Origin of the sequence: Clostridium aceticum (genome assembly GCF_001042715.1) — a bacterium.
GTDB classification, from domain to species: domain Bacteria; phylum Bacillota; class Clostridia; order Peptostreptococcales; family Natronincolaceae; genus Andreesenella; species Andreesenella acetica.
In genome coordinates this window covers 3,064,843-3,090,152 of the sequence record NZ_CP009687.1, presented here as the reverse complement: position 1 = coordinate 3,090,152, position 25,310 = coordinate 3,064,843, and the positions used below count along the sequence as shown (strand labels likewise).

Sequence of the window (25,310 nt, the reverse complement as noted above, 5' to 3'; positions counted from 1 at the left end):
TTCTTTGTCAGATTAAAGCATCTGAAAAGAAAAATATTATCCAACTTTAAAATGGTTCTGTGGATGGACGATTTAATCTAATAAGGGGGGTGATGTGGACGAGGTATAAGAGGGAAAACTGTCGGGTCTGGTACCTGAAGTTATAATGAAGAAGGTATTTTAAGTCAATTATTAATCAGTCATGAGGAAAAAATTTTAAAATTGAAGGCGGTTCTGCGGGTGAACCCTTCTGAGAAAACTAATTCTTAGAAAGGGGTTTTTTTGTATCTATGAAAAAGAAATTAAGAAAGTTATTAATGGGTTTAAAGGGTAACGGAGGTTTTACATTACTTGAATTAATCATCGTAATTGCTATCATGGGCTTTTTAGCAGCTATGATTGCTCCTCGTCTAGCGGGAGCTGGTGCAGGAGCGGCAGATACTATTTGTGACAACAACCAGACAAGATTACGGCAGGTGACGGCGGCTTTTGTTGAGAGGACAGGTCAACTTCCTAACGACTTGATTAACTTAATTGCAGAAACTGCTGATGGAGTTTATGAGGTACAATATGACGATTCAGATGCAACAAACGGAAAAGAAGACTTATCTCATGAGATTGAAGATTCTCTTCAAGCAAAAATTCACTACTTAAGTGACGAAGAGGCAGCTGAAATCAGAGCTATGGGTATCAGCCATGTACGCAACCTTAACCTTTCTAAAACGGTTGATGGGGATCATCGTAGAGATGATACTCATGGAACACATATGGAAAGAGCAGAAGTTGCAGAAGATCTTGCCGTACTTATGGTGGCAGCAGGATTTGATGGTACTGCTTGGGATTTTGATAGTTTAGTGTCTGGTGCAGAATATCGTAACCCAGACTTAGCATACCGTATTATTTTAGGGGTTGGTCCTGATAGTGAACTGGTAACAAGCGGTCAAATTGAAATTGCTGGTCTTTGCCCTAATGCCATCAGAAGAGAAAATCATTTTGCTTTTGGCAACTATAGCATCGTTCTACCTAGATTAGCGGCTACTGTAGATAGTTTAACTGATCCTGTTTCAGGAGATCCAATAACTGATGCATTAGATGAAATTACTGTAATATCTGAAACTGGACAAGAGAAAGATATCAATATATTTGAAGTACAGGAAGCTTTTCAGTTCTCTACCTTCTGCCCAGAGGGTGATGTAGTAGGAACAGTACCAACTGTTTGGACGATTCAATAATCTGCTTTCATAACAGGGGTGTGGGTGCGGCACCCATCCCCCTGTTTTATTTATAAAAAAACAAGCATGGAGGTGGTGGGCTTTGACTGTAATTTTAAAGACTTTGTGGAGTAGATACCGGCAAATGGGTTCTGGTTTTCTTCTTCTTTTATTCATGGGGGTGATGTATCCTCTGATGGTGGTTCCCCTACAAATTAAATTACCATTTTTACCGGATTATCCTCTGGATTATTATTATGCACCCCGATATATGACCTTAGCTGTGATGTCCATATTTGCCTTAGCTATCTTGCTGAAAGAAAAAACTGGTATCAGACACCGGGCTTTCATTCCTATAGGAGTCTTTCTCTTTTTTGCTCTAATAGCTTCTTCACTGGGGGCATATCCTCTAACGGCATGGATGGGAGCGCCTTTTTTCTATACAGGCTTTTTTTCTTATATTTTTTGCATTATTTTATTTCTTTTGGCTTGCCGAGAAGACTGGGGCATTAGACTGATCCCCCCTATGGTGGCTGTGGCAGCCTTTGTTTCCTTGTTGACGATGCTTCAGGTTTTAGGGGTGAATCTGGTGCCTCAGGATGCTTTTCACAAGGGGATGACAGCTTACGGCACAATGGGTAACCCAGATTATTACGGTACTTATGCAGCCTTTATGTTGCCGGCAGCCTTTTATCTGTATATTACTTCTGAAGAACGTTTTTTGTGGCTGGCAGCAGCTGCTGTAATCTATGGAGGCCTTTTGGTGAGTTTTACCTGGGGGGCTTGGTTAGGAGGTGCTGTGGGAGGGTTATTTATTGCAGTGCAGTATTTCTCCCGTGGGCAAAAAAAGCATTGGTTTATTTTAGGGGGAACTTTATCGGCAATTACATTGATTTTTGCAGTTGGTAATATATATTTAGATTTGCAAAGCAAGGTAGGTATAAAAGCTCCTCTTGCTCAGATAAAGCTGTGGAAAAAGACGCTGGAATTCTTCACCAACAGTTGGTCTTTTGGCATAGGTCCTGACCACCTTTATCATGTAAGAAGGATGTTGTCCTCATCTTTTATGGAAAAATCTCCCAGTATGTATTTGGAAATAGCTGTTACTTTAGGCATTTTTGCTTTGGCAACTTACGTGTTTTTTATAGGATATGTTTTAGTAAGGGGAAGTGGGGATGAATTAGCAGCAATGATTATTGTTTATCTTGTACAAGGACTGTTTCATTATGAAGGAATTCATCTGATGCCTTTGTTCTGGATTGTACTGGGACTGTCTCTTGCCAGAAGCAGTGTCGGTAAAAAAACCTTGGAAACTTCCATGATCAGAGAAATGGATCTGGAAAACTTTAATGCGGTCTCTTAAAAAGGGGAGGGGAAATGTCCATGTTGTTAAAGGGGATGACAGAAAAAACACAAAAAAATTACATGAAAGGCGGTTTTACACTATTGGAGATAATTGTTGTCCTCAGCATCATGAGCTTTCTAGCGGCAATGATAGTGCCTTTTATCGGACATATGAATAACACCCAAAAAACTAAAGACACTCATGAAATTCTGAGAAATATCCGTACCGCCATTATCGGGACTCCAAATGTTTTTGACAGTGAAGGAATCCGGATCATTGGCGGCTATGTGAAAGATATGGATGCATTCCCCAAACTATATGAAGCTGAATGGGATAATACTAACAAAGTCTGGAAATGGAAGGATGATGATGAAGAAGTAGTCAACGGTAGAGGACAGCCTCGAGGCCTCTGGGAAGAAGGACGGTCTTTGGGAAGCACTGATTTGACAGAGGATGCTCCTGACTACAGCAGTTGGAAGGGACCTTATCTTTACTACCCGAAGGATCCCTATCCCGAAAACACAAAAGAACTGGAAAAACAACTTAAAGGAGTAGATGAACTGGATGATTTAGATCCGGATGATAAGGGAAGGTTTGAACAGCGGTATGTTGAAGGTAAGCTGAGTGATGCCTGGGGAAGAGTCCTGTATTTTATTAAGCAGGATACGGCAGAAGGTCCCAGTCTTTTGATGATCAGTGCTGGTCCTAGTGGTAAAATAGTTTTACCTGATCCCGGAGAAAAATATAATCAGAATGCTGATAAGGAAAATGAAGATAACATTGTTTTAGAAATCAAGCATAGGGAATGGTATAACTTAGCTCAGCGAACGGAGGCTACCTATGAGATTCTGGAGAACATTCGCACTGCTATTATCGGGCCTCAAAATGTTTATGACAGAGAGGGAATACGGGTAATTGGAGGGTATGTAAGGGATATGAATACACTTCCCAAACTCTACGAACCTATTTGGAATAAAGAAGGCCTACGTTGGGACTGGGACGAGGATAAAGAAGAAGTAGAAATAGGCAAAGGACAGCCCAGAGGTCTCTGGGAAGCAGGATTATCTCTAGGAGATCCTGATTTGGCGGAGGATGTTCCTGATTATAGCAGATGGTTGGGTCCTTATATTGATTATCCCAGGGAAGATCCTTTTCCCGATGATACAAAAAATCTATTGGAGGAGTTAAAAAAGTCTGCACTGGATAGGTTGGATGGATTAGATGAAGAGGATAAGAAAAGATTTCAGCAGAGGCATGTTGGAGGCAAGCTGAGTGATGCATGGGGGGAAGCTCTTTACTTTATTAAGGAAGGCAGTGGCAATGAAACCAGTCTGTTGATGATCAGCGCCGGAGCAGATGGTGAGATAATTTTGCCTGACCCTAGCATTGGGGACACTCATTATGATAAAGATGCTGTAAATCCTGAGGGAAAAGGGAATAAAGATAACATTGTGATTAAAATTACACCTAACGAATGGTACGAACCAAGAAACATAGGCAAGGAAGAAGAGACCATGGAAATACTTCAAGAGTTAAGGAGAGCTATTATAGGAAGAGTAGATGCAATAGATGCCATGGGGAGAAAAAATGTAGGAGGATATATAGGAGATATAGGAGATTGGCCCAAACTGTATTATTGGGATGATGATTTTGATGATCCCAGCTGGATAGAGTTCCTTGAAAATGACTATGAGGAATTATACGGCCAGCCAATTTATTTGTGGAAGAAGAAAACTGATCCTCTCTGGAAAGGTCCTTATATAACCGAACCATGGGGAATAGGAGGAAATCAACTTATTAGAGACGCTTGGAATAATGAAATATATTTCGAAATAGATAGAAATTCAGATGGTAACGAATATTTGAGAATAACCAGTCCCGGTATTGATGGCAATATTGATACAGAAGATGACCTGTATATAGATATTTTTGATTATGAATGGAAGAGCGGCGATATTGCAATGATGGATAAAAAGAAGATCGAGGATACTATAAAAATCCTTGAAAGAGTACGAGAAGCTTTTTTGGGAGCAGATGCCTTTGATGCTTCAGGAAGAAGAATTGTAGGAGGGTATCTAGGCGATATGGGGGATTGGCCTACTTTTACAAATATATCTAGTTCTGATGGTATCACAGAATACCAACAACCTCAGGACTTATGGAAAATAAAAGAAGGAGCAGGACAAGGATTTGAATGGAGGGGACCTTATATACAAAAACCCATAGATGTTTTAAGGGATGCATGGGGTAAACCTATACACTTTGAATTAAATGAAAATGAAAACAGACTTATCATTATAAGCGGTGGTGCTGATGGTAAAGTAGATTTAGATGCAGATGATAATGATGACATAGCAAGATATATAGATAAAAGTGAATGGAAGGTTGGCACAATAACTGTAAGAGGGAATATATATAATGAATCCTATGATCCAAAAGAAATTACTGTGAAATTGCATCATAAACCTAAGGGTAGTAAAGAAAAAGTAATCACTGTTCCTGGCCGTAGTGAAACAGGCCCAGGATATCATGGTATTAACTTACAGGTGGAAGATGTCGTCTGCGGAAAGAGAAATTTTGAAATAATAATAGAAGGAGAAAAAAGAGAAATAGACATTTTTATTGGTATTGGTGGGACGCAGTCTCCAACAAAGGAGAGATTAAACTTTTATATCAAAAGACCACCAGATGAGGTAGATCCACCAGAAGAAGATGAATAGCAGAGACAACAGTAAACACATATTTTGCAAAAAAAGGGGGGACGGCATTGCTCTCTGTATTAGTGGTAGAAATTGATGAACAAGTATTACGGGCAGCGGTTGTAAAAAGAAGAGTCCGCGGTTTTAGTATCAGTGAGTATCTCACTGTTGAACGGACAGAAATAGGAGATTATTTATCTGCTGCAGAATTATCAGCAATTATTACAAGGATCGGGAAATGTCCGAAGGACGTAGTATTGATAAGTCCTGCCACCAATATGGTGGAAATATCGATGGATAAGAAAAGATTAAAAAAATTAAGGCCTTATCAACTAAAAGAAGCTATACGGTGGGAAGCAGAACCTTATGTAACAATTCCTGTAGTAGAAAGTCTGATAGGTTATGAACCCGGAGTTGAAACAGATGAGTCACAAAGGCAAGTATGGGTATCTATGCTGGGTGCTGAAGATTATCAGGCTTATAAAGAAGTTTGTAAAGAGTGTGACCTGAAACTGAAAAAAGTTTATCCTGTAGATGCTTGTTTTCCTGCAGGGGTAATGTATGCTGAAAGGGAAAAAGAATTTACTTTTTTGAATATAAATAAAGATGCCATAAAAATTGCTCATGTAAATAAAGGGCAAATCAGTAATATTGTTACCTTTCCTGTAGATTTAGCTATTTCACAGGATTCTAAAGGTTATTCCGAAATTATGGAAATAGAACTATCTATTGATGAGTTTATAGAAGACTTAAAGTTTTCTGAACAAAGATTTATCATCAGCTGCTCTAAGGAATTGGATCCAAGAAGTATTCAACACTTTGAGAATAAGTTCAAGGGCAGAGCTGAAGTATTTCAAATGCAGGCTGAAAGCGGAGAAAATATTCCAGAGTTTGTAGCTATTGTCGGTGCTGCGCTAAGGGAACTACATATTAAGCGAAGAACCATAGGCGTTGACGATAGAATAGACCTATACAAACTATTCAAGGATAGGATTCACATTTTTCCTATTGCAGTGATGCTGGTCTTTATCGCTTTTTTTCTAATCCACTACTTGTTTATAGGCTACCAAACGAAACAAGCAGTGGCTCGGAGAGAGACTTTAAACTTAGAAAGGGATAACATTAAGAGTTCAATAGACCGATATGCTGGTCTTAGAAAGGAAACAGAAGACTTAAGGAAGTCAAAGGAAGAAATTAGCAATAAAATAAATTTTTTAACTAATGATTCAAGAGAAAGAAAACAGGAACTGGAATACTTTTTTACTGCATTACACAGTTATTCTCCTTTAGACCTAAAACTGTTAGAAATTAATCCTCTTCAGATAGAGGGAGCATGGGAAATCAAAGGAGCCAGTTTCGATCCTACTGCTGTGTATACTTTGCTGTTAAAGCTACAAGGGGAGAGTTGGTGCAATTATGTTAAGGTATTAGGTATTCTTCGAGAGGAAAAAAAAGAAGAGAATACTAAAAAGACGATTATCCCCAAAAACAATACTCCTAAAACTGATTGGGAAGAACTTTTCTTTTTTGAAGAGGATTTCTTGGAAGAAGATAATTTTCAAGAAGTTGTTGAAATTAGAGATGTATATTTTTTTCAACTGGTATTTATGTTTGAAAGTATGGAGGAAGGGACTGAAGAGCCTTGAAACGTAAACTTACAAAAGCAGAAAAGTTTTTACTCATAGCTATTGCATTGGCAGGAAGCTTATATGTATATTTTTCTAAAATATACGATCCTAAAATGAATGATTATAAAAATATACAAACAGAGATAGTAAGCCTTGAAGAGGAAATTTTAGGCTTAGGAGAACCGCCTAACACAAAAAGAATTTCTGATACATTAAATGAAGAAAGACATAATTTACAAGAGATTTCAAATCAGTACTCAGAAGTTTTAAACAGTAGAAAAGCTATCACAGAGTCAATTGGCAGTGAGGTGTTGAATGAAATTACCAGTCATTCATTAGCCAGCGGACTAAAGATAAAAGAGCAGGTTTTTCAACCTCCAAAGGTTGAAACTGCTAAGCCGGCTAAAAACACTAGGTCTAATAGAAACACTAAAGAAGATGAAAATAATACACCAGAGGAAGAAAGCGGAAAGAAGCATTTTAGCTGGCAAGAATATAAAATGGTTTTAGAAGGAAATCATCTTAGTTTAATCAGGTTTATTAAGGAACTGAAAGAGATGCACTGGAGTACAGTGATTGAACATATTGAAATAAAAGCAATTGAAGAAACAGATAACTTTGAAATTACTATGAAAATTTTAATATAAGAAAGGGTGGTAAAATGCTCCGCATTGAAGATTTGTTGCATCAAACAAAAAAACTAAACGGTTCTGACCTTCATCTGACAACCAATGCGCATCCTATGCTAAGAGTAAATGGGAAGCTGGAAGCTATGGACTTTGCTGGGCTTTTATGCCCGGAGTCCAGTAAGAACCTTCTGTATCAAGTCCTTACACCTCAGCAAGTTCATACTTTAGAAAGCAGTCTTTCTGTAGATCTAGCCATAGCCTTTGATTCAATCGGCCGCTTCAGGATTAATGCCTATTATCAAAGGGGTGCTATTACCAGTGTTTTCCGTAGCCTGGCAGACAATATACCTTTACTTGAAAAGTCTAGGGTTACCCCAATCGGTTTTTAACCTGCCGGATCTCAGAAATGGTTTAGTATTGGTTACCGGAACTACAGGAAGTGGTAAGTCTACTACTTTGGCAGCTATAATTGATAGGATTAATAAACAGTACAAGCACAATATTATTACAGTTGAAGACCCTATTGAATATATTCATCAAAACATACAGAGTATTGTTAATCAGCGGGAATTGCACGCAGATGTAGATTCTTTTGCCGATGCTCTGAGGTCGGCCCTTAGAGCGGATCCCGATGTAATTTTGGTGGGGGAGATGAGGGACTTAGAAACAATACGGACTGTAATCAGAGCTGCTGAGACAGGACATCTAGTATTTTCTACCCTTCACTCCCGTGATGCTGCTTCTTCTATAAACAGAATCATCGGGGTGTTTCCACCTGATGAACAATCTCAGATAAGACAACAATTATCTTCCTGTTTAAAAGCAGTAATTTCTCAACAGCTGTTGCCTAAAGTAGATGGGACGGGAAGAGTTCTGGCTTCAGAAGTAATGATGGTAACTCCTGCTATAGGTAATCTTATTCGGCTGGGAAAACCGGAGAGCATTTGTCAGACTATTGAAACAAGTACTAAGCTGGGGATGCAAACAATGGACCAATGTCTAGAAAAACTGGTAAAAAACAAAGTAATCGATGCAGAAATAGCTATGAAGGCAGCTGTAAATCATTCTTCTCTGGAAGAAAAAATTGGACAATACATAAGGAGTAAATAAAATGGTAAGACAAAAAATTGGCAACTTTCTTGTTAGTAAGGGTGTTCTAAGTCTTAAGGAAGTTGCTACTGCTTTGAAAGAACAACAAAAAACTGGAAAAAAATTAGGCGAAGTACTGGTGGATATGGGTTTTGTCAAAGAAGAACAAATGCTTATGCTACTGGGTGAGTTTTTCGGCATGAAGCTTTTTCCTATAAATGAAGTTGATATGAATCCTGAACTCACTGACATGATCCCTTCTCTAATGGCTTCAAAACACAACATAGTCCCTGTCGCCTTAAGAGAAAACACTCTATTGGTAGCATGTAACGAACCGATTAAGAATATCATTTTAGAAAACCTCAAGCGTATTACAAATAAGAAGATTCAGCCTGTACTGATGAAATCATCAGAGATTACAGAAATTATCCAACAAAACTATCAATTAGATACGACACCGATTGTAGTGGAGGAACAAACCACAGCAGAGGAACCAGATTATGCAGTAAAATTAGTAGAAAGTATGATTATAAGATCTATTATGGAGCGTGCCTCTGACCTCCATCTGGAGCCAGACGACGAAGGTCTGCGGGTTCGTATGAGGGTTGACGGACATCTGAAAACTGTGGAGGTTTATCCAAGTAACGTAGCTGCTCAGGTTATTTCACGGCTTAAAATATTGGGCAATATGAATATAGCAGAAAAACGCAGTCCTCAAGACGGTGGTTTTATGTTTAGTCAGGAAAATGGCGCTTCAGCAAGTATTCGTATATCCATTTTACCCAGTGCCAAAGGAGAGAAAGCTGTTCTAAGAATTTTTTCCCTGAAAAATAAGCAATTGAAGCTTGAAGATATTGGTATGGAAAAAGAAATCATGGCGTCTTTTCGGGAAATTTTACAACTGCCTCACGGCCTGATTCTTGTTACAGGGCCTACAGGCAGCGGAAAAACCTTCACTCTATATTCTGCCCTTAAATTTTTAATAAATGACAAGGTAAATATCATCACTATTGAAGATCCAGTAGAACTGCAAATGAACCGTATTACTCAGGTGCAAGTGGATGAAAATTCTAGAAAATTAACCTTTAGCAGTACTTTAAGGGCGGTTTTGAGACAGGATCCTGACGTTGTAATGGTAGGAGAAATAAGAGATACAGAAACTGCCCGCCTAGCCCTGCAAGCTGCTCTTACTGGTCATCTGGTGCTTTCTACTCTTCATACCAATGATGCGGTAAGTGCTATTGACAGGCTTATCGATATGGGTTGTGAGCGTTTTTTGGTTAGTTCGGCTTTAAGGGGAGTTGTGGCTCAGCGACTTATTAGAATCGTTTGTCCTAATTGTAGAGAGAAATATATTCCTACTTCAGCTGAATTGGAAACATTGGGAATAGAACCAGATAGTGAAGAAGCTTTTTATTCCAGCAAAGGCTGTGTCTACTGCAATGGTACAGGATACAAAGGAAGATCAGGAATTTTTGAGCTATTAGTAATTAATCGGGAATTACAAAAGATGATTGCAGCAGGTATTGATACAGCAGATATTAAAGAATACTTAAAAGACCATATGCATACCCTTCGGGAAGACGGTATAATGAAAATCCGTAATGGCATAGCTACATTTACAGATATACTTAAAGCTACTATGGATTTATAATAAAATTTACAGGTAGGTGAGAACATAATGCCTAGCTACAATTACGAAGCTATTGATTATAAAGGTAAAACTGTAAAAGGACTTGTATCTGGAGCCAGCTCTACAGAAGCAGCAAGTAATCTGCGTAAAAACGGTTTAATTATAACAAAAATATTTGAAGAGAACCTGCATATCATGGATAAGCCGACAGCTGAATCTTTGAATTTTGATAATTTATTGATTAAGATCAGTATTGTAAAAGCAGCTGATGTTGTGCTGTTTTTAATTCAGTTGGGAGCCTTAATCAATGCAGGCGTTTCTATTATTTCTTCTCTTTCTATTCTGGAGAAGCAGACAAGCAATAAGAAATTTAAGCATGCCCTTTTAGAAATCCGTAAAGATGTAGAGCTTGGTAATCCTCTAAGTGAAGCAATGAGTAAGTTTCCAAGAATCTTTCCGCTTATGGTGACAAATGTATTAAAAACGGGAGAAACCAGCGGGTTAATTGAGGTGGCAATAAATCGTATTACTTCTTACTGGGATGAAAAGCTGACCCTTAGAAACCAGATTATTACAAGTCTTTCTTATCCAGCCATCATTTTAATAGTAGCTATTGGTGCAATTACTTATATGTTGGGTAAAGTAATTCCTGAGATTGCAGCGTTTTTGGATACCATGGGAGGGGAGCTGCCATGGATTACTCAGCTTCTTATAACTATTTCAGATAAGGTTTCCAGTAATCTGATTAACATAGGAGTTGGTTTAGGTATATTCATTGTTACCCTGGTTAGTGCTCATTTTATAGCCTTTACTAGATTAAAAATTGATAAATATAAGATTTATCTTCCTATATTGGGAGGAGTTTTTCATTACTCGGATATTGTTTTTTTTGCTAAAACCCTTGCTATGTTGATTGGCAGTGGTATTCCTGTCATTGCAGCACTTAAAGCTACCAGGGATACCATGAGTAATAGGGCTGTAAAACTTATTATTGATGGTATGGTAGAAAGTATAAGTTATGGTGATAGTATTTCTGACCCTATGTTTAAAGCAGGAAAATTTTTTCCATTAATGATGGCTAATATGATTAAGGTAGGAGAAGAAACAGGAGGTTTAGATTCTTGTTTTGAGATGGTTGGTGATATTTACTCAAGACTTCTTGATATGAAAATAAAGCGGATGATTGGTGTCATAGAACCTATCATGTTGATTTTTCTGGGAGGATTTGTGGCTTTTATTGCAGCAGCAATGATCATGGCAATTATATCCGCCTATTCTTAAGAAGGAGTCAGAGAACTATTTTTGATTCATCAATTAAAGCTGGAGAGATAGAATGAGAAGGTTTCAAAAAACATCTACTATGATTGCTACAAATAAATATAAAACGGAAGGAGGGTCGTTATGGTTTTAACGCTTATTACAATCTTAGGAGTTTTCATTGGTTCCTTTTTAAATGTATGTATTCATAGGATACCTCTAGGAAAATCAGTAGTGTATAATTCATCTCACTGTCCTCAATGTCGAACTTCGTTAAAATTTTATGACTTGATTCCTGTGGTAAGCTATTTGGTTTTAGGAGGAAAGTGCAGATATTGTCATGGAAACATCAAACTTCGGTACCCTATGATAGAGCTTTTTACGGGAGTGGTGTATTTAGTCCTAGGTTATAAGTTTTATACGGATATACAGTTACTTAAATATTTATTTTTATTTTCTGTTCTTATTGTGATATTTTTCATTGATTTACAACATAAAATCATTCCTGACGGCTTAGTAATCATTATTATGATGTGGGGAATAATTTGGCAGTTTTTTACTCCAGAGATCAGCTGGGTTAACGCTATAGGAGGAGCATTACTGGGAGGAGGAACACTTTTAGTACTGGCACTGATAACCGAAGGGGGGTTCGGCGGCGGTGATATTAAGCTAATGTTTGCGATAGGGATGTACTTCGGGGTGTTACATACTCTCCTGACCCTTTTTCTTGCCTTTATCACTGGGGGATTGTTTGGCATAGTGCTTATATTGATGAAGGGTTATACCAGAAAGGATTTCATAGCATTTGCACCCTTTTTAATACTAGGCATAGTGATGTCTATCCTTTGTGGTGATTTTATAATCCGATTATATAGGTCTCTCTGGTAAGAGCCAATAGGTGAGGAAGTTTAATAATAGTCACTTTTTTAACAGTTTCATAAGTACTTATTATTTAGTAAAGGAGGTTTTTTAGTAATGAATAAGAATTCTATAAAAACCGCTGTAAAGGATTTTTTTATTAGTTATCTTATAGCTTGTATTATTGGAATGTTTTACTTGTTGCAATATACTAGTCAGGGGACGGTTCTTTGAATCATTGCATAAAACTGGGGGTGATAGGATGAAAAGGAAAGTTCCATATTTTTTTATAAAACATAGCACTATTAAGTTCATAATAATATGTATTTTGCTTAATTTGGGTATGCCGTCTTATGCTGAATCCAGTGAAAATATCATTGAGGTTTTTATGTTTAAAATAAACGCAAAAACCTATTATTCAAAAGGTATAATGAAAACATTGGATACTGCACCTATTATTGAAAATGGTTTAACCATGATTCCATTCAGGACAATATTTGAAGAACTTGGCTATTCTATTCAATGGTTTGAAGAAACATCTACTATGATGGCTACAAATAAATATAATACAATTCAGTTGAAATTGAATGATAAAAGGGCTATCGTTAACGGAAAAGAAAAACTAATGGATGCTGCACCAAAATTTAAAAACTCAATTATGATGGTTCCCCTTAATTTTATTGCAGAAAATATCGATGTAACTGTTGAATGGAGAGAGAAAACACAAATCATTATTATTAGTAGAATGAGACAGTTTAATTTGGGAAAGGTTATGATCTATGAAAAGACCAATAAGAAAAATGATGTCCTTACATATGATGGCAATATAATTACAATATTTCCTTTTGAGAATAAAGAAATCAGAAATTGGTACGCATATAAGGGAAAAATACTGTTAACTGTATTTGATAAGACTCATAATAACAATAATTTTATAATTTTTAAAGACAATAAATTTGAAATTTTGATAAATAATTTCGATATCAAAGATGCCTTTGAATATAATAATAACTTGATCTTACATGGTTATGACCGGGATCAAAAAGAAAATAATCTTTATCGATTTGACGGAAATAACCTTATATTGATACAAAAAGATTTTTATATGGGAAAATATTATATTTTTAAAGACAAACTTATAATAAACAAGTACGATAGTGAAAGAGACTACCTTCTTTTAGCCTTTGACAAAAACTCGTGGAAACCTGGGATTATTGAACATGGTTTTATTATTCAGGACATGAGAGAAGATGAAAATTACTTGTATATGGCAGGTGTTGAGCAGTCGGGCAAAAAGAGGCCTTTAGCTGCATATACAGGAAAAACAACGGATTTTCACAGCTTTATATTATTACATCCCAATCCAAATACTAAAGTTAATTTACATGATATTACAATATATAAAGACAAATTATACTTTGTTAAAGGTGGTAAGTTAATCACATATGAAGATGAACAAGAAAAAGAAATAATATTTAATCATACTGGAGACGTATATAAAAGATATAATATATCTTCAATCGTTAACTATAATGATACATTATATCTGGCTGTTTCAGGAGGAGCTTATGTTGATAAAGATGGGAAAAGTATGAAATTTGAGGGTGATAAAATAAAACCAGGAGTAGTAAATTTTTCCTTACTCAATCTGGATGTAATTTTAGAGGATTTTAAGTTCAGTAAATTTATAGATTTGAAAAACAGACTGATGATTTTAGGTATAGATAATAGGGAAGGAAAAGATGATAATGTGCTGTATGTAACCACTGATGGCAGTAGATTTTCTCTGGCTCTTGATGTATCTGCTGTTAATGATACAATTACCCTGGGAAACAATACATTTATTGCTGTAAAGGATAAGGATAGGATCACAAACAAAGCCAGGGACACAATGCTCTTATATAATAATAATCAAATAACCAATTTAATTCTAGGGATGTCTACCAGAAAATGGTCTATTGTTAATAATAACTTCATTTTTCAAGGATATGAAGCTGATATCAAGAAAAATAAAGTATATACATACGGTAGAATATTTAAAGAATTGATGGATAATTTTGAAGCAAAATACTGGGAAGTTGTAGGAGATAATCTTTTTATTAATGGTACTCATCCGGATGACAAGCTTCAAAGACTATATAAATTTGACGGAAAAGAATTGGTTGAATTAAGAGAAAATATTGAAATTATTAACATTATTAAAATGAGGAGTCAGTATTATCTTATTTATGCCAGAGATAAAACCCCTAAGTCTCCTACATCAGGGAAAAAAATATTATATGTATTTGACAACTTCAATAATGAGTTTATAGAAATGAAAGTAGATATTGAAGTATCCGATATGATATTTATTGAGTAAAGGTTTTATGATTTTAGTTTTGAAAGAGGTGTTTTTATGAAAAGATTATCTTTTTTATTTATTATGATGTTTATAATAAGCACTATTTTTACCATATTCGTATTAGACAGCCAAGTTTTTGCTGAGATTATATCTAACCCCCCACCGATTTTAAATGCTTCAACTATTTCCAGTACCGGGATTAAATTAAACTGGACTTATAAAAGCAGTAACGAAACAGGATTTAAAATCGAAAGGAAAGTATCTGGAGGAAACTATAGTCAAATTGACAGGGTAGATGCAAATACAAAGTCTTACACTGATACAGGACTAACTGCCGACACAACTTATATTTACAGGATAAGAGCATATAATGATACAGAAGATTCCGTATACAGCAACGAAGTTACTGAAACGACTGAGGGGAGACCTGCTGCACCAACCAATCTTACTATAACATCCTCCACTAATACCAGTGTTAATCTAGCCTGGACAGATAAATCAAACAACGAAACAGGATTTAAGATTGAAAGGAAAGTATCTGGTGGAAGCTATGTTCAGATTGATATGGTGGGAGCAAATAAGACTACCTATAAGGATACGGACATAGATTCGGGAGAAAGATATGCCTATAGAATAAGAGCTTACAACTCAGCAGGGAATTCTGACTATAGTAATGAAGCTACCGTAACGACAGAGGGGAAACCTGCTGCCCCCACCAATCTTACTGTAATATCCTCCACTGGTAATAGTGTTACTTTATCTTGGAAAGATCAATCAAGAAACGAAACAGGGTTTAAGATTGAAAGGAAAGTATCCGGCGAAAACTATAAAGAAATCAATTCAGTACGTACAAATACTACTACTTATGAGGATAAAACCATAAGTTCCGGCAATAAATATACTTATAGGGTAAGAGCGTATAATGCTGTAGGGGAGTCTGATTACAGTAATGAAGTAGTGGTTATTCCCGGCAGTACTCCCGGTCCTCCTACAGACCTTCAAGTGATATCTTTCTCTGGTAACAGTGTTACTTTATCCTGGAGGGATCAATCAAGAAGCGAAACAGGATTTAAGATTGAAAGGAAAGTACCTGGTGGAAGCTATACTCAAATTAATACGGTTGATGCAAATGTAACTACTTATAAGGATACGGGTCTTGTTTCCGGTAAAACTTATATTTATCGAGTAAGAGCCTACAACTCCGCAGGAAATTCCTATTTTACTAATGAAGTTACAGTGATATCAGGAAATATTCCTGATGCTCCAACTAACCTGACAGTAACAATTGCTTCAGCAACTGAAGTGAACTTAACATGGATGGATAAGTCAGACAACGAAACAGGATTTGTTATTGAGAGAAAAACACTGGGGGATAGTTTCAATGAAATTGCCACTGTAGGAACGAATGTGACAAATTATAAAAATTCTGGTCTTGCTGCAAATACAACCTATATATATCGTATTAAAGCCTATGGTTCAGGTGGGAGTTCGTCCTATTCAAATGAAGTCAGCATAACACTTTCTGATGAAATGGTTGCTAAATCATTAAGTAAAACCCAAGGAATAGAGATGAATTTTTTAGTTGGACAAACTGTTTATTATAGTAATAATCAGCTAAAAATTATGGATACAGCACCAATCGTTATAGAATCCAGAACGTTGCTGCCAATTAAATATATTGTTGAAGCCATGGATGCTACAGTAGCATGGAATGATAAAGAAAAAAAAGCAACGATATACTTCAAAGAAAAAACAATTGAACTCTGGATGAATAACAATACTGCTAAAGTCAATGGTGTAAGCACACTCATCGACCCAAGCAATACTAATGTGAAACCAATTACTCTACCACCAGGTAGAATCATGCTTCCATTAAGATTTGTGACGGAAAATATGGGGGCACTGGTAAATTGGAATCCTAAATCACAAGAAATAATAATAATTTATCCCGCTGAGTAATGACTGTGGCGATCTTTTTTACAATACTCCAAAATTTTGATTACTTATATTTCTAATCTGATTATCATAAATTGGTAGTGGACAGTTGGAACAGCAGCTGTGCAAGGAAAGTCTATAAAATTTATAACGGAGAAGAAACAACCTGTGGGGTGTGGGATAGCTGTGTGTTAAGGCTAAAGGGTTTTGAAGAGGCAAAGTTAGAAGATCCTATTATGTATAAATAATAGAACAAAAAAGGTTTGACCAATACAAAGAGGCCGAGAATATTCTTGGCCTCTTTGTATTGGTTGTATTAAATAAAACATCCTGTTATTTACTAAAATAAGAAGGGTATATATATAATATATAGAAATAAATTAAGATGTATATGATGTATATAAAGTAAATTATGCATATCACACTATTATAAGAGCTTTAAATTCAGGTTGTAAAGTGAATGTTATTGACGAAGCAAGAAATCTATTGAAGACAAGGGAGAAGTAAAACAGAATGGGTCTAAAAGAGAAAGTCACTATTGCTGTGCTCTGTGGGATACTAGGGCTTATTATATCTTTACAATTTAATGTTGTTAAAAAAGAAACCAAAGGGGGACACTTATCAACAGAAAGACTTCAACAGCTAACCATGGAATTAAGTAATCTCAAAACAGAAAAAGAGAAGTTGAATGAAGAATTAGCGTACTTGGACGAACGTTTAAAGGCATATGAAATGTCTGAAACCGATGAAAATTCAATAATAAAAAATTTGAAAAAAGATTTAGAAAGACATCAATTACTAGCAGGTTATAAAGAAGGAAAGGGACCGGGAATCGTTATTACTATTGATGATCCTCCTAAGGATTTTTCGATGCTAGGAGAAGAAAGCACAGTGATGTATTACTATGATTTTTTGATAGCTCTAATAAATCAGCTTAATGCTGCAGGAGCAGAGGGGATTTCTATTAACGATCAAAGGTATATAGCAACGACTGAAATTCATCCTGCATCTAATACAATGTTTATTAATGCTGTACCTACTAGACCGCCTATCACCATTAAAGCCATCGGTAACCCTGAAAGCTTAGAGGCTGCAATGAATATGAAATTTGGTGTTATATGGACAATGAGGGAAAAAAATTTACAGGTAAATGTGAAGAAAGAAGATTCTATTACATTGCCAAGATATAATAAGGTAATTCAATATCAGTATGCAAAACCAGTGGAATATAGTTATACAGAATAAAGTTTCTTCACTAAGACATTCCAATTTAGCATGGATAAGTATACAAAGAGCAATCTGTTGTATGAAAAAGTACCCAAGTTAGAACTGTGAAATACTTCGTTTAAAAGCAGAAATCGTGTAAAATAGTTTATTTAATACAGGATTTCTTTTTTTTGAATAAAAAATTTTAAAATGAATAGCAAAAGTTACAAGTGAAAACAAAAAGGACTGGGTAAACTATTTATTACATAAAGTAATATAAAATTAGTTGCATGGCAGGAGGCAGAAAATTATGAACACAATGAGACAAGATGCTTTAACCATCATAGATGAATCTATAAAAGCTGTTTTACCAGAAGCGGCGGTGATAAAAGCATTAGAAAAAAAGAAATTTACAGGTAATATCGTTGTTGTGGCTATTGGAAAGGCTGCTTGGAATATGGCTAAAGCCACGAAAGATACTCTAGGAGATAAGGTTTCAAAGGGTGTGGTGGTAACAAAGTATCATCATTCAAAGGGTCCTATAGAAGGATTTGAAATTATTGAGGCAGGACATCCAATACCAGATGAAAACTCTATTAAGGGGGCAGATAAGGCTTTAGAACTAGTTGGAAATTTAACAGAAAAAGACCATGTAATCTTCTTAATATCTGGAGGTGGATCAGCATTATTTGAGAAACCAATGGAGGGAGTAAGTCTTGAGGATATTATGGATATTACAAATCAGTTGTTGGCTTCTGGTGCAGATATTGTTGAAATCAACGCAATAAGAAAGCATCTTTCAGCTGTAAAGGGAGGGAGATTTGCCTCTCAATGTGGAAAAGCTAATATTTATGCTATTGTTTTATCGGATGTGGTGGGGGATCGATTAGACTCTATTGCTTCCGGACCAGCCTATCCCGATAGCTCCACATCCGAAGAAGCCTTAAGGATCATAGAAAAGTATAAGCTGCAGGTGGCAGAGCACCTAAGAAAAGTACTAAATGTTGAGACCCCTAAAAAGGTAGAAAATTGCGAAACTGTTATTACAGGGAGTGTCACTGCCTTATGTGAAGCTGCCGCTATGGCTGCAGAAAAGCTTGGCTACAAGCCGATAGTTATTGCTTCTACATTAGACTGTGAAGCAAAAGAAGCAGGGAAGTTTATGGTTTCCATTGCTAAGGAAATTAAAAATAGCAATAACAGTAGACCACTGCTACAGCCCCCTTGTGCAGTTATTGCTGGAGGAGAGACGGTAGTGCGGTTAACAGGAAAGGGCAAGGGCGGAAGAAATCAAGAAATGGCACTATCGGCGGCCATAGGGATTGAAGGTATGGAGGATGTTGTGTTATTTTCTATAGGTTCAGATGGAACAGATGGACCAACGGATGCAGCTGGAGGCATGGTAGATGGAAAAACCACTCAAAGAATGAAGGAAGCAAGTATACAGCCAGAAGCTTACTTAGAAAATAATGACGCCTATCATGCATTAAAAGCAAGTGGGGATTTGATTATAACAGGAGCCACAGGAACAAATGTAAATGATGTGGTGGTTGTGCTGTGTAAATAAAAAAATAGATAAAAAGACGAAAGAGTCGAACCACTTAGTTTTATTTACTAAGTGGTTCGACTCTAATTGTCGTAAAAAATTTTCCAAAGTTGATAGTTAAGTTGTTTTTTATAAAGATGCAAGCGGAGTCATGGGGACGGTTCATCTGGCACGTATGTTTTTATGTGCCTGAGGAACTGTCCCCGTGGCGTAGCTGAAAATATATTCCATATCCTACAGATGCTTAATAACCAGAGAAAGAAGATAGTATTGCTTGCTGCAGAAGACTGGAAGAAGGGTATTGAATGTTAAAAAAAACACAAATTATCGTTGACAAAATTAGATACCAGATGATATCATGAAGCTAATGAAAATTCAATAAAACTAGATTTAAGGTGCCCTTAAAAAAGGGAGAATAGGGAAGCTGGTTAAAATCCAGCACGGGCCCACCACTGTAATCGGGGACAAATCTTCAAAAATCCACTGGGTATGAAACCTGGGAAGGGGAAGAGGCGCATGAACCGTGAGTCAGGAGACCTGCCTTAAATTGACGATGTTCAGATAGAAAGGGGATGAATTTCTACTGTAAATAAATTCGGTGACTTTAGATGGGGAAGTCTCTTGGTATTTAATGCTAAGAGACTTTTTTTATTTTGTCATCCTGAGTACAGCAAAGGATCTTAAAATAGCGAAGAACTTTCTTATAAAGTCAGGAAAGATATTAGAACAAGAGATTCAAATTCAAAATAGAACGAAATGGTGAATGAATATGATAAAAAATAATCTACTAAAAAAAATATTGCAGTTAATGAGTGTTATGATTTTAGCATCCTTTATTACCTTTAGTCTTACCTATATCAGCCCCAGCGATCCTGCTGAGATGCTGTTGACAGCTCATGATATTGTTCCTACGCAAGAGCTACTGGAAAAGACAAGGGAGGAGATGGGTTTAAATGATCCCTTTATAATGCAGTATGGAAATTGGCTTAAGGGTTTATTCAGGGGGGACTTTGGTTATTCTTATTCCACAAGGGGACTAGTGGCAGATATCTTGCCTCAAAGGATTTTTATGACGGTGAGGCTGGCTGTTGCTGCATTATTGTTTTTAATATTTTTTTCTTTTGTCCTTGGCATCTTATCGGCTGTTAAAAAAAATACAGTGTTAGATTATATAGTAAGGGGACTTTCTCTTATGGGAATATCTATTCCTGCTTTTTGGCTGGGGCTTATGTTGATGTATGTATTTGTGGTGGAACTTCGTTGGTTTAAAATAACCGAGCAAACATCCTTTAAAAGTGTTATTCTGCCAGCTATGACTTTAGCTATACCATTGATGGGAAGATATATAAGACAAATAAGGGAGGCGATATTAGAACAGTATTCTCAGGATTATGTTATAGGAGCCAGAGCTAGAGGCATAAAGGAAAGCAAAATAATAATCAAGCACATCTTACCTAATGCTCTTTTAGGAATCATTACACTTTTAGGGTTATCTATAGCGTTACTTTTAGGAGGAACTGTAATTGTAGAAAATATTTTTTCTTGGCCAGGACTGGGATCTATGGCTTTAGAGGCTATAACCTATAGGGATTATCCTTTACTACAGTCCTATGTAGTTTTTATGACTTTGATTTATGTCACCATCAATTTTATTGTGGATATCATAACACAAACTCTCGACCCCAGAATTAGTTTGAAGGGAGGGGGAAAAGTAAGTGAAAAATAGAAAAAACAAAGAAATTATTTTTGTGGTAATGCTATTGCTAGCTATTTCCATGGTTATATTAGCTATGATAGCTCCCATACTTGCACCTAATGATCCTTTAGACACTAATTTTTCTCAAATTTTACAGAAGCCCAGCAGTGAATACCTCTTTGGTACCGATCAAGTGGGTAGATGTATATATTCTAGAGTGCTTTACGGTGCTAGGGTTTCTCTTGGAATCACCTTTTTACTTTTAAGTATTATTTTCATTCTAGGATTGATGCTGGGTACTGTTGCTGGTATGGCAGGAGGTACTATAGATACCATCATTATGAGAATAGCAGATACAGTACTTTCTTTTCCTGATATCGTCTTTGCCATTGCTATCGTAGGAATTTTAGGTCCTGGCATGAGAAATACCATATTAGCGCTATCTGTCATTTGGTGGACAAAGTATGCTAGGTTGACAAGGGTTTTGGTTATGACGGTTAAAAACAAAGAATACATACATGCAGCAACAATGGCTGGGGCAGGAAAGGTAAAACTTATCACTCATTATATTTTTCCAAATATCATATCGCCTTTGGTAGTACAACTGGCCTTAGATGTTGGGGGGATGATGCTGGCTATTGCAGGTCTATCCTTTTTAGGCTTAGGAGTACAACCTCCCATACCTGAGTGGGGAAATATGCTAAATGAAGGTAGGTTCTATCTGCAAACGGCTCCTTGGTTACTGATCTATCCTGGAGCAGCGATATTTATTGTAGTAGCGGTATTTAATATATTGGGAGATAGTGTAAGAGATTTACTTGACCCCAAACATCTATAAACTAAATCATACGAGGAGTGTAGAAATGAAAAAAATTCTAACGAAGGTATTTATGCTATTTCTATGTTTTATGTTAATTGCTTGCAGTAAACAGGATGAATCTCTTAAAGTGGGGAGTGGTAATGGAGAGGAAACTGAAGAAATTAAAACCTTAAATATGGCTTTGTTTTGGCTAGATAGTAATATAGAGCCTACAGAAGGATGGCATGGTTGGACATTGACCCGTTGTGGTATAGGAGAAAATCTTGTGCAATTTGATGAGAATATGAATTTGAAGCCTGTGATTGCAGAGTCTTACCAATGGATTGATGATAGAACCATGGTTTTTGATATAAGGGAAGGGGTGAAGTTTCATAATGGTAACCCTGTAGATGCTGAGGCTGTTAAAGCTTCTTTAGAAAGGGCCCTTAAGATATCCGATAGAGATGATGTGAAATTCTCTGTGGAATCTATTACAGCAGAAGGTCAAAAGCTAACCATAAAAACAGAAGCTCCTTTTCCTATGTTGCTTAATAATCTAGCAGATCCTGTATATGTCATCATTGATGCATCCGTAGCTGATGATGAAAATTTTAAATATAAGCCTATTGCTACCGGCGCTTTTAAAGTAGTTGAGTTTCATTCAGATCTTGGTTTAACTCTTGAGAAACATGAAGAACACTGGAGTGGAGATGTTGGAGTAGATAGAGTTAATGTAAAGTATATATCTGATGGTGCTACTCGTACTATGGCATTACAATCAGGTGAGATTGATTTGGCTACGCAAATACAGAGCAGGGACTTAAGTTTATTTCAGGATAATGATGAGTTTATCGTGCAGCAGGGACCTAATCTAAGAGTATTTTTATTAAGAATAAATATGGATAAACCCTATATGCAAAGTTTAGAATTTAGACAAGCTCTTGCCCATGGTATAGATAAAGAGACCTACGCTACACAAATAGTTAATGGTGTGGCTGCTAAAGGACCCTTTAATGACATGCTTTCCTTTGGTTATACAGAGGATGATCTTTATCCTTATGATCCCGATAAGGCAAATAGGCTGTTGGATAAAGCAGGATTTATTGATACCAATGGAGACGGTATTAGAGAAATAGATGGTGAAAATATTGTACTGAGATTTGTTTCCAGAACCAACCATGGAAATGATGCCAACAATATAGGCATAGCTATGCAGGCCCAATACAAAGAGATAGGAATAGGCCTTGAAGTTATTCAGGTAGAAAACTATGCCAATATGGCAGCGGCAGGAGATTTTGATTTACTATGGGAAAGATGGACTTCTGCACCAACGGCAGATCCTCAATATTTCCTCGAAGCCAGCTATAAAACAGGCAGTGCAGGAAATGATGGAAATTACAGTAATCCAGAGCTTGATAGGATTTGTGATGCGTTAGGTGATGCCTTTGATAAAGAGGAAAGAGATAGATTAGGAATAAAAGGATCAGAAGTTCTTATGGAGGATGTGGCTTCTTTATTCTTATACTATCAAGAGGGTACAGTAGTAACTAGAAAAAATGTAGAAGGTGTACACAGGTTTATATCAGAAATATATTATATCGATGATAGAGTTAAAATCAAGTAATGATGTTGTAGAAAAGGTTTTAGAAGTCTATGATGGAATGGAGCTCAAAGATCAATGAATAAATTATTGGAAGTTAAAGATCTTACTGTCCAATATGACGGTGGAGACTATGCCATAAAGAACATAAATATAGATGTAAATGATCAAGAGATTATTGGTATTGTAGGGGAAAGTGGAAGTGGAAAAACAACACTAGTAAGAGCCATCATCAATCTACTTTCCTCCAATGCTAAGATCGTTTCTGGGGAAGTGATATTTTGTGGCGAAAATATAGAAAAATACAATAAAGAGCAATGGAGGAAACTTCGTGGTAACGAAATAGCCATGATTTTTCAAAATCCTGGTTCTTATCTAAACCCGATTATGAAAATAGGAAAGCAATTTATAGAAAGTATTAGAAGCCATAGGGATATTTCTAAGGCGCAGGCAATAAAAAAAGCTAAAGATACCTTAGAAAAAATGGGTCTTGATGATGGGGATAGGATGATGAATTCTTATCCCTATCAATTAAGTGGTGGTATGAAGCAAAGAGTTGCTATTGCTATGGCCATGGCGATGGAGCCAAAGCTTATTTTAGCTGATGAGCCAACCAGTGCCCTTGATGTAATAACACAGGCCCAGATAGCTAATGAACTTTTGGATCTTAGGGATAAATTCGAAACTAGCATTGTAATGATTACACATAACATAGGTTTTGCTGCATACATAGCAGATAGAATTGTAGTTATGTATGATGGAAAAGTAGTAGAGTGTGACAATAAGTCGCAGATTATTTTAGAACCTAAAGCCCAATATACCAGGACATTGTTACAAACTATACCTGAATTGAAAGGATCTTAGTGATGAAGAGAGAGATAATACTTCAGTTAGAGAATATTCATAAAGCTTTTAGCGATAACAATGATAAAATCATTAAGGCTGTGAATAATGTAAATATTGCCTTAGGAAAAGGAGAATGCATAGGTATCGTTGGAGAAAGTGGTTGTGGCAAGAGTACACTTGCTAGAATAATCGCTCAGCTAACGGCTCCCTCAGAAGGTAAGATCATTTACAGAGGAGAAGATATAACAGCTCTTCCTAAAAAATCTACTAAAATGTACTATAAAAATGTACAGATGATATTTCAAGATCCTCTAGGCACATTTAGTCCAAGAATGAAAATAGGGGGTTATTTAATTGAGCCTTTTGTTAATTTTAAAATAATGAGCAAAAACAAGGCACATCAATATGCTGAGGGGTTGTTAGAGAAGGTTGGCCTTAGTAAAGATTACATGAAAAAATATCCAAATGAATTAAGTGGTGGAGAACTTCAAAGAGTAGTTATAGCCAGGGCTATTGGCCTTGAACCAGATATAATTCTATGTGATGAGTGTACATCTGCCCTTGATGTATCCATACAAAAACAAATTATAGCGCTTCTCATAGCTTTAAAGAAAAAGACAAGTTTTTCATCTATATTTATTACACATGATTTAGCCCTAGCAGAAAGCATATGTGATAAGATCTATGTTATGTATTTAGGAGAGATTGTTGAGGTGTTGGAAGGGCAAAATCTTGTTAGAGAGGCAAGGCATCCATATACCCGTATGCTCTTAGATTCAGTATTTTCCATTAAAAACTTTGATAAAAGAATTGAAGTGAATAGAAAGATCGGTAAGGCACTTAACGGTACAGAGGGATGTGTGTTTGCGGAAGGGTGCCTAAATAGATCAAGAAGATGTTTAGAAGAAAAACCCCATTTGGTAAAGGTGGATCAATATGTTAGCGTTGCCTGTAGAAAGTATGAAGAAATTAGAAGGATCCCTTCAGTGGTATAGAGAAGGGATCATCTTTAT

At 36.4% G+C, this 25,310-nt stretch carries 20 protein-coding genes and 1 riboswitch; all 20 genes read left to right on the top strand.

Annotated elements, in window-relative coordinates:
- Positions 1-269 precede the first annotated feature (269 nt).
- Positions 270-1,211: a type II secretion system protein gene (locus CACET_RS14195; RefSeq protein ID WP_044824895.1), complete on the top strand. Its 942-nt coding sequence runs from the start codon at positions 270-272 to the stop codon at positions 1,209-1,211.
- An 82-nt stretch (positions 1,212-1,293) separates the two neighbouring features.
- Positions 1,294-2,553 (top strand): O-antigen ligase family protein, encoded by a 1,260-nt coding sequence (locus CACET_RS14190; protein WP_048407544.1) that lies wholly within the window; start codon positions 1,294-1,296, stop codon positions 2,551-2,553.
- Between the two features lie 14 nt (positions 2,554-2,567).
- Positions 2,568-5,255 carry a prepilin-type N-terminal cleavage/methylation domain-containing protein gene (locus tag CACET_RS14185; protein WP_082058197.1) on the top strand — a complete coding sequence of 896 codons (2,688 nt, stop codon included), beginning with the start codon at positions 2,568-2,570 and terminating at the stop codon, positions 5,253-5,255.
- Positions 5,256-5,302: 47 nt separating this feature from the next.
- Entirely contained in the window at positions 5,303-6,880 is a 1,578-nt protein-coding gene (locus CACET_RS14180; protein WP_044824892.1) for a type IV pilus biogenesis protein PilM, read from the top strand.
- Entirely contained in the window at positions 6,877-7,509 is a 633-nt protein-coding gene (locus CACET_RS14175; protein ID WP_044824891.1) for a hypothetical protein, read from the top strand. The genes CACET_RS14180 and CACET_RS14175 overlap by 4 nt, the downstream gene beginning before the upstream one ends.
- 14 nt (positions 7,510-7,523) lie before the next feature.
- Positions 7,524-7,880, top strand: a complete 357-nt coding sequence (locus tag CACET_RS20970; RefSeq protein ID WP_242849913.1) for a hypothetical protein — start codon at positions 7,524-7,526, stop codon at positions 7,878-7,880.
- Positions 7,810-8,601 carry a type IV pilus twitching motility protein PilT gene (locus CACET_RS14170; RefSeq protein ID WP_242849912.1) on the top strand — a complete coding sequence of 264 codons (792 nt, stop codon included), beginning with the start codon at positions 7,810-7,812 and terminating at the stop codon, positions 8,599-8,601. Before CACET_RS20970 ends, CACET_RS14170 begins: the two co-directional genes overlap by 71 nt.
- A gap of 1 nt (position 8,602) precedes the next feature.
- On the top strand, positions 8,603-10,234 hold the full coding sequence (locus CACET_RS14165) for a GspE/PulE family protein (protein ID WP_044824889.1): 1,632 nt from the start codon (positions 8,603-8,605) through the stop codon (positions 10,232-10,234).
- 27 nt (positions 10,235-10,261) lie between these two features.
- Complete coding sequence (locus tag CACET_RS14160; RefSeq protein ID WP_044824888.1) at positions 10,262-11,494, top strand: type II secretion system F family protein; 1,233 nt, start codon at positions 10,262-10,264, stop codon at positions 11,492-11,494.
- Between the two features lie 120 nt (positions 11,495-11,614).
- A complete protein-coding gene (locus tag CACET_RS14155; protein WP_044824887.1) occupies positions 11,615-12,358 on the top strand; it encodes a prepilin peptidase in 744 nt (247 codons plus the stop codon).
- A gap of 232 nt (positions 12,359-12,590) precedes the next feature.
- Complete coding sequence (locus tag CACET_RS19595) at positions 12,591-14,687, top strand: copper amine oxidase N-terminal domain-containing protein (protein ID WP_052661429.1); 2,097 nt, start codon at positions 12,591-12,593, stop codon at positions 14,685-14,687.
- A gap of 36 nt (positions 14,688-14,723) precedes the next feature.
- Positions 14,724-16,628: a fibronectin type III domain-containing protein gene (locus CACET_RS14145; protein ID WP_044824886.1), complete on the top strand. Its 1,905-nt coding sequence runs from the start codon at positions 14,724-14,726 to the stop codon at positions 16,626-16,628.
- A gap of 71 nt (positions 16,629-16,699) precedes the next feature.
- Positions 16,700-16,852, top strand: coding sequence for a hypothetical protein (locus CACET_RS20235; protein WP_423229894.1), 153 nt, complete (start codon positions 16,700-16,702; stop codon positions 16,850-16,852).
- 265 nt (positions 16,853-17,117) lie between these two features.
- Complete coding sequence (locus tag CACET_RS14140; RefSeq protein WP_044824885.1) at positions 17,118-17,849, top strand: DUF881 domain-containing protein; 732 nt, start codon at positions 17,118-17,120, stop codon at positions 17,847-17,849.
- A gap of 271 nt (positions 17,850-18,120) precedes the next feature.
- The gene (locus tag CACET_RS14135; protein ID WP_044824884.1) at positions 18,121-19,377 is read left to right on the top strand and encodes a glycerate kinase type-2 family protein; all 1,257 of its coding nucleotides are present in this window, start codon (positions 18,121-18,123) and stop codon (positions 19,375-19,377) included.
- A gap of 355 nt (positions 19,378-19,732) precedes the next feature.
- Positions 19,733-19,915, top strand: a riboswitch (cobalamin riboswitch).
- A gap of 210 nt (positions 19,916-20,125) precedes the next feature.
- Positions 20,126-21,082 (top strand): nickel ABC transporter permease, encoded by a 957-nt coding sequence (gene nikB, locus CACET_RS14130; protein WP_144414844.1) that lies wholly within the window; start codon positions 20,126-20,128, stop codon positions 21,080-21,082.
- On the top strand, positions 21,072-21,890 hold the full coding sequence (gene nikC, locus CACET_RS14125) for a nickel transporter permease (RefSeq protein WP_242846926.1): 819 nt from the start codon (positions 21,072-21,074) through the stop codon (positions 21,888-21,890). The genes nikB and nikC overlap by 11 nt, the downstream gene beginning before the upstream one ends.
- 25 nt (positions 21,891-21,915) lie before the next feature.
- Complete coding sequence (locus CACET_RS14120) at positions 21,916-23,475, top strand: ABC transporter substrate-binding protein (RefSeq protein WP_052661428.1); 1,560 nt, start codon at positions 21,916-21,918, stop codon at positions 23,473-23,475.
- 54 nt (positions 23,476-23,529) lie between these two features.
- Positions 23,530-24,315: an ABC transporter ATP-binding protein gene (locus tag CACET_RS14115; protein ID WP_044824883.1), complete on the top strand. Its 786-nt coding sequence runs from the start codon at positions 23,530-23,532 to the stop codon at positions 24,313-24,315.
- Between the two features lie 2 nt (positions 24,316-24,317).
- Entirely contained in the window at positions 24,318-25,292 is a 975-nt protein-coding gene (locus CACET_RS14110; RefSeq protein ID WP_044824882.1) for an ABC transporter ATP-binding protein, read from the top strand.
- Positions 25,293-25,310 lie beyond the last annotated feature (18 nt).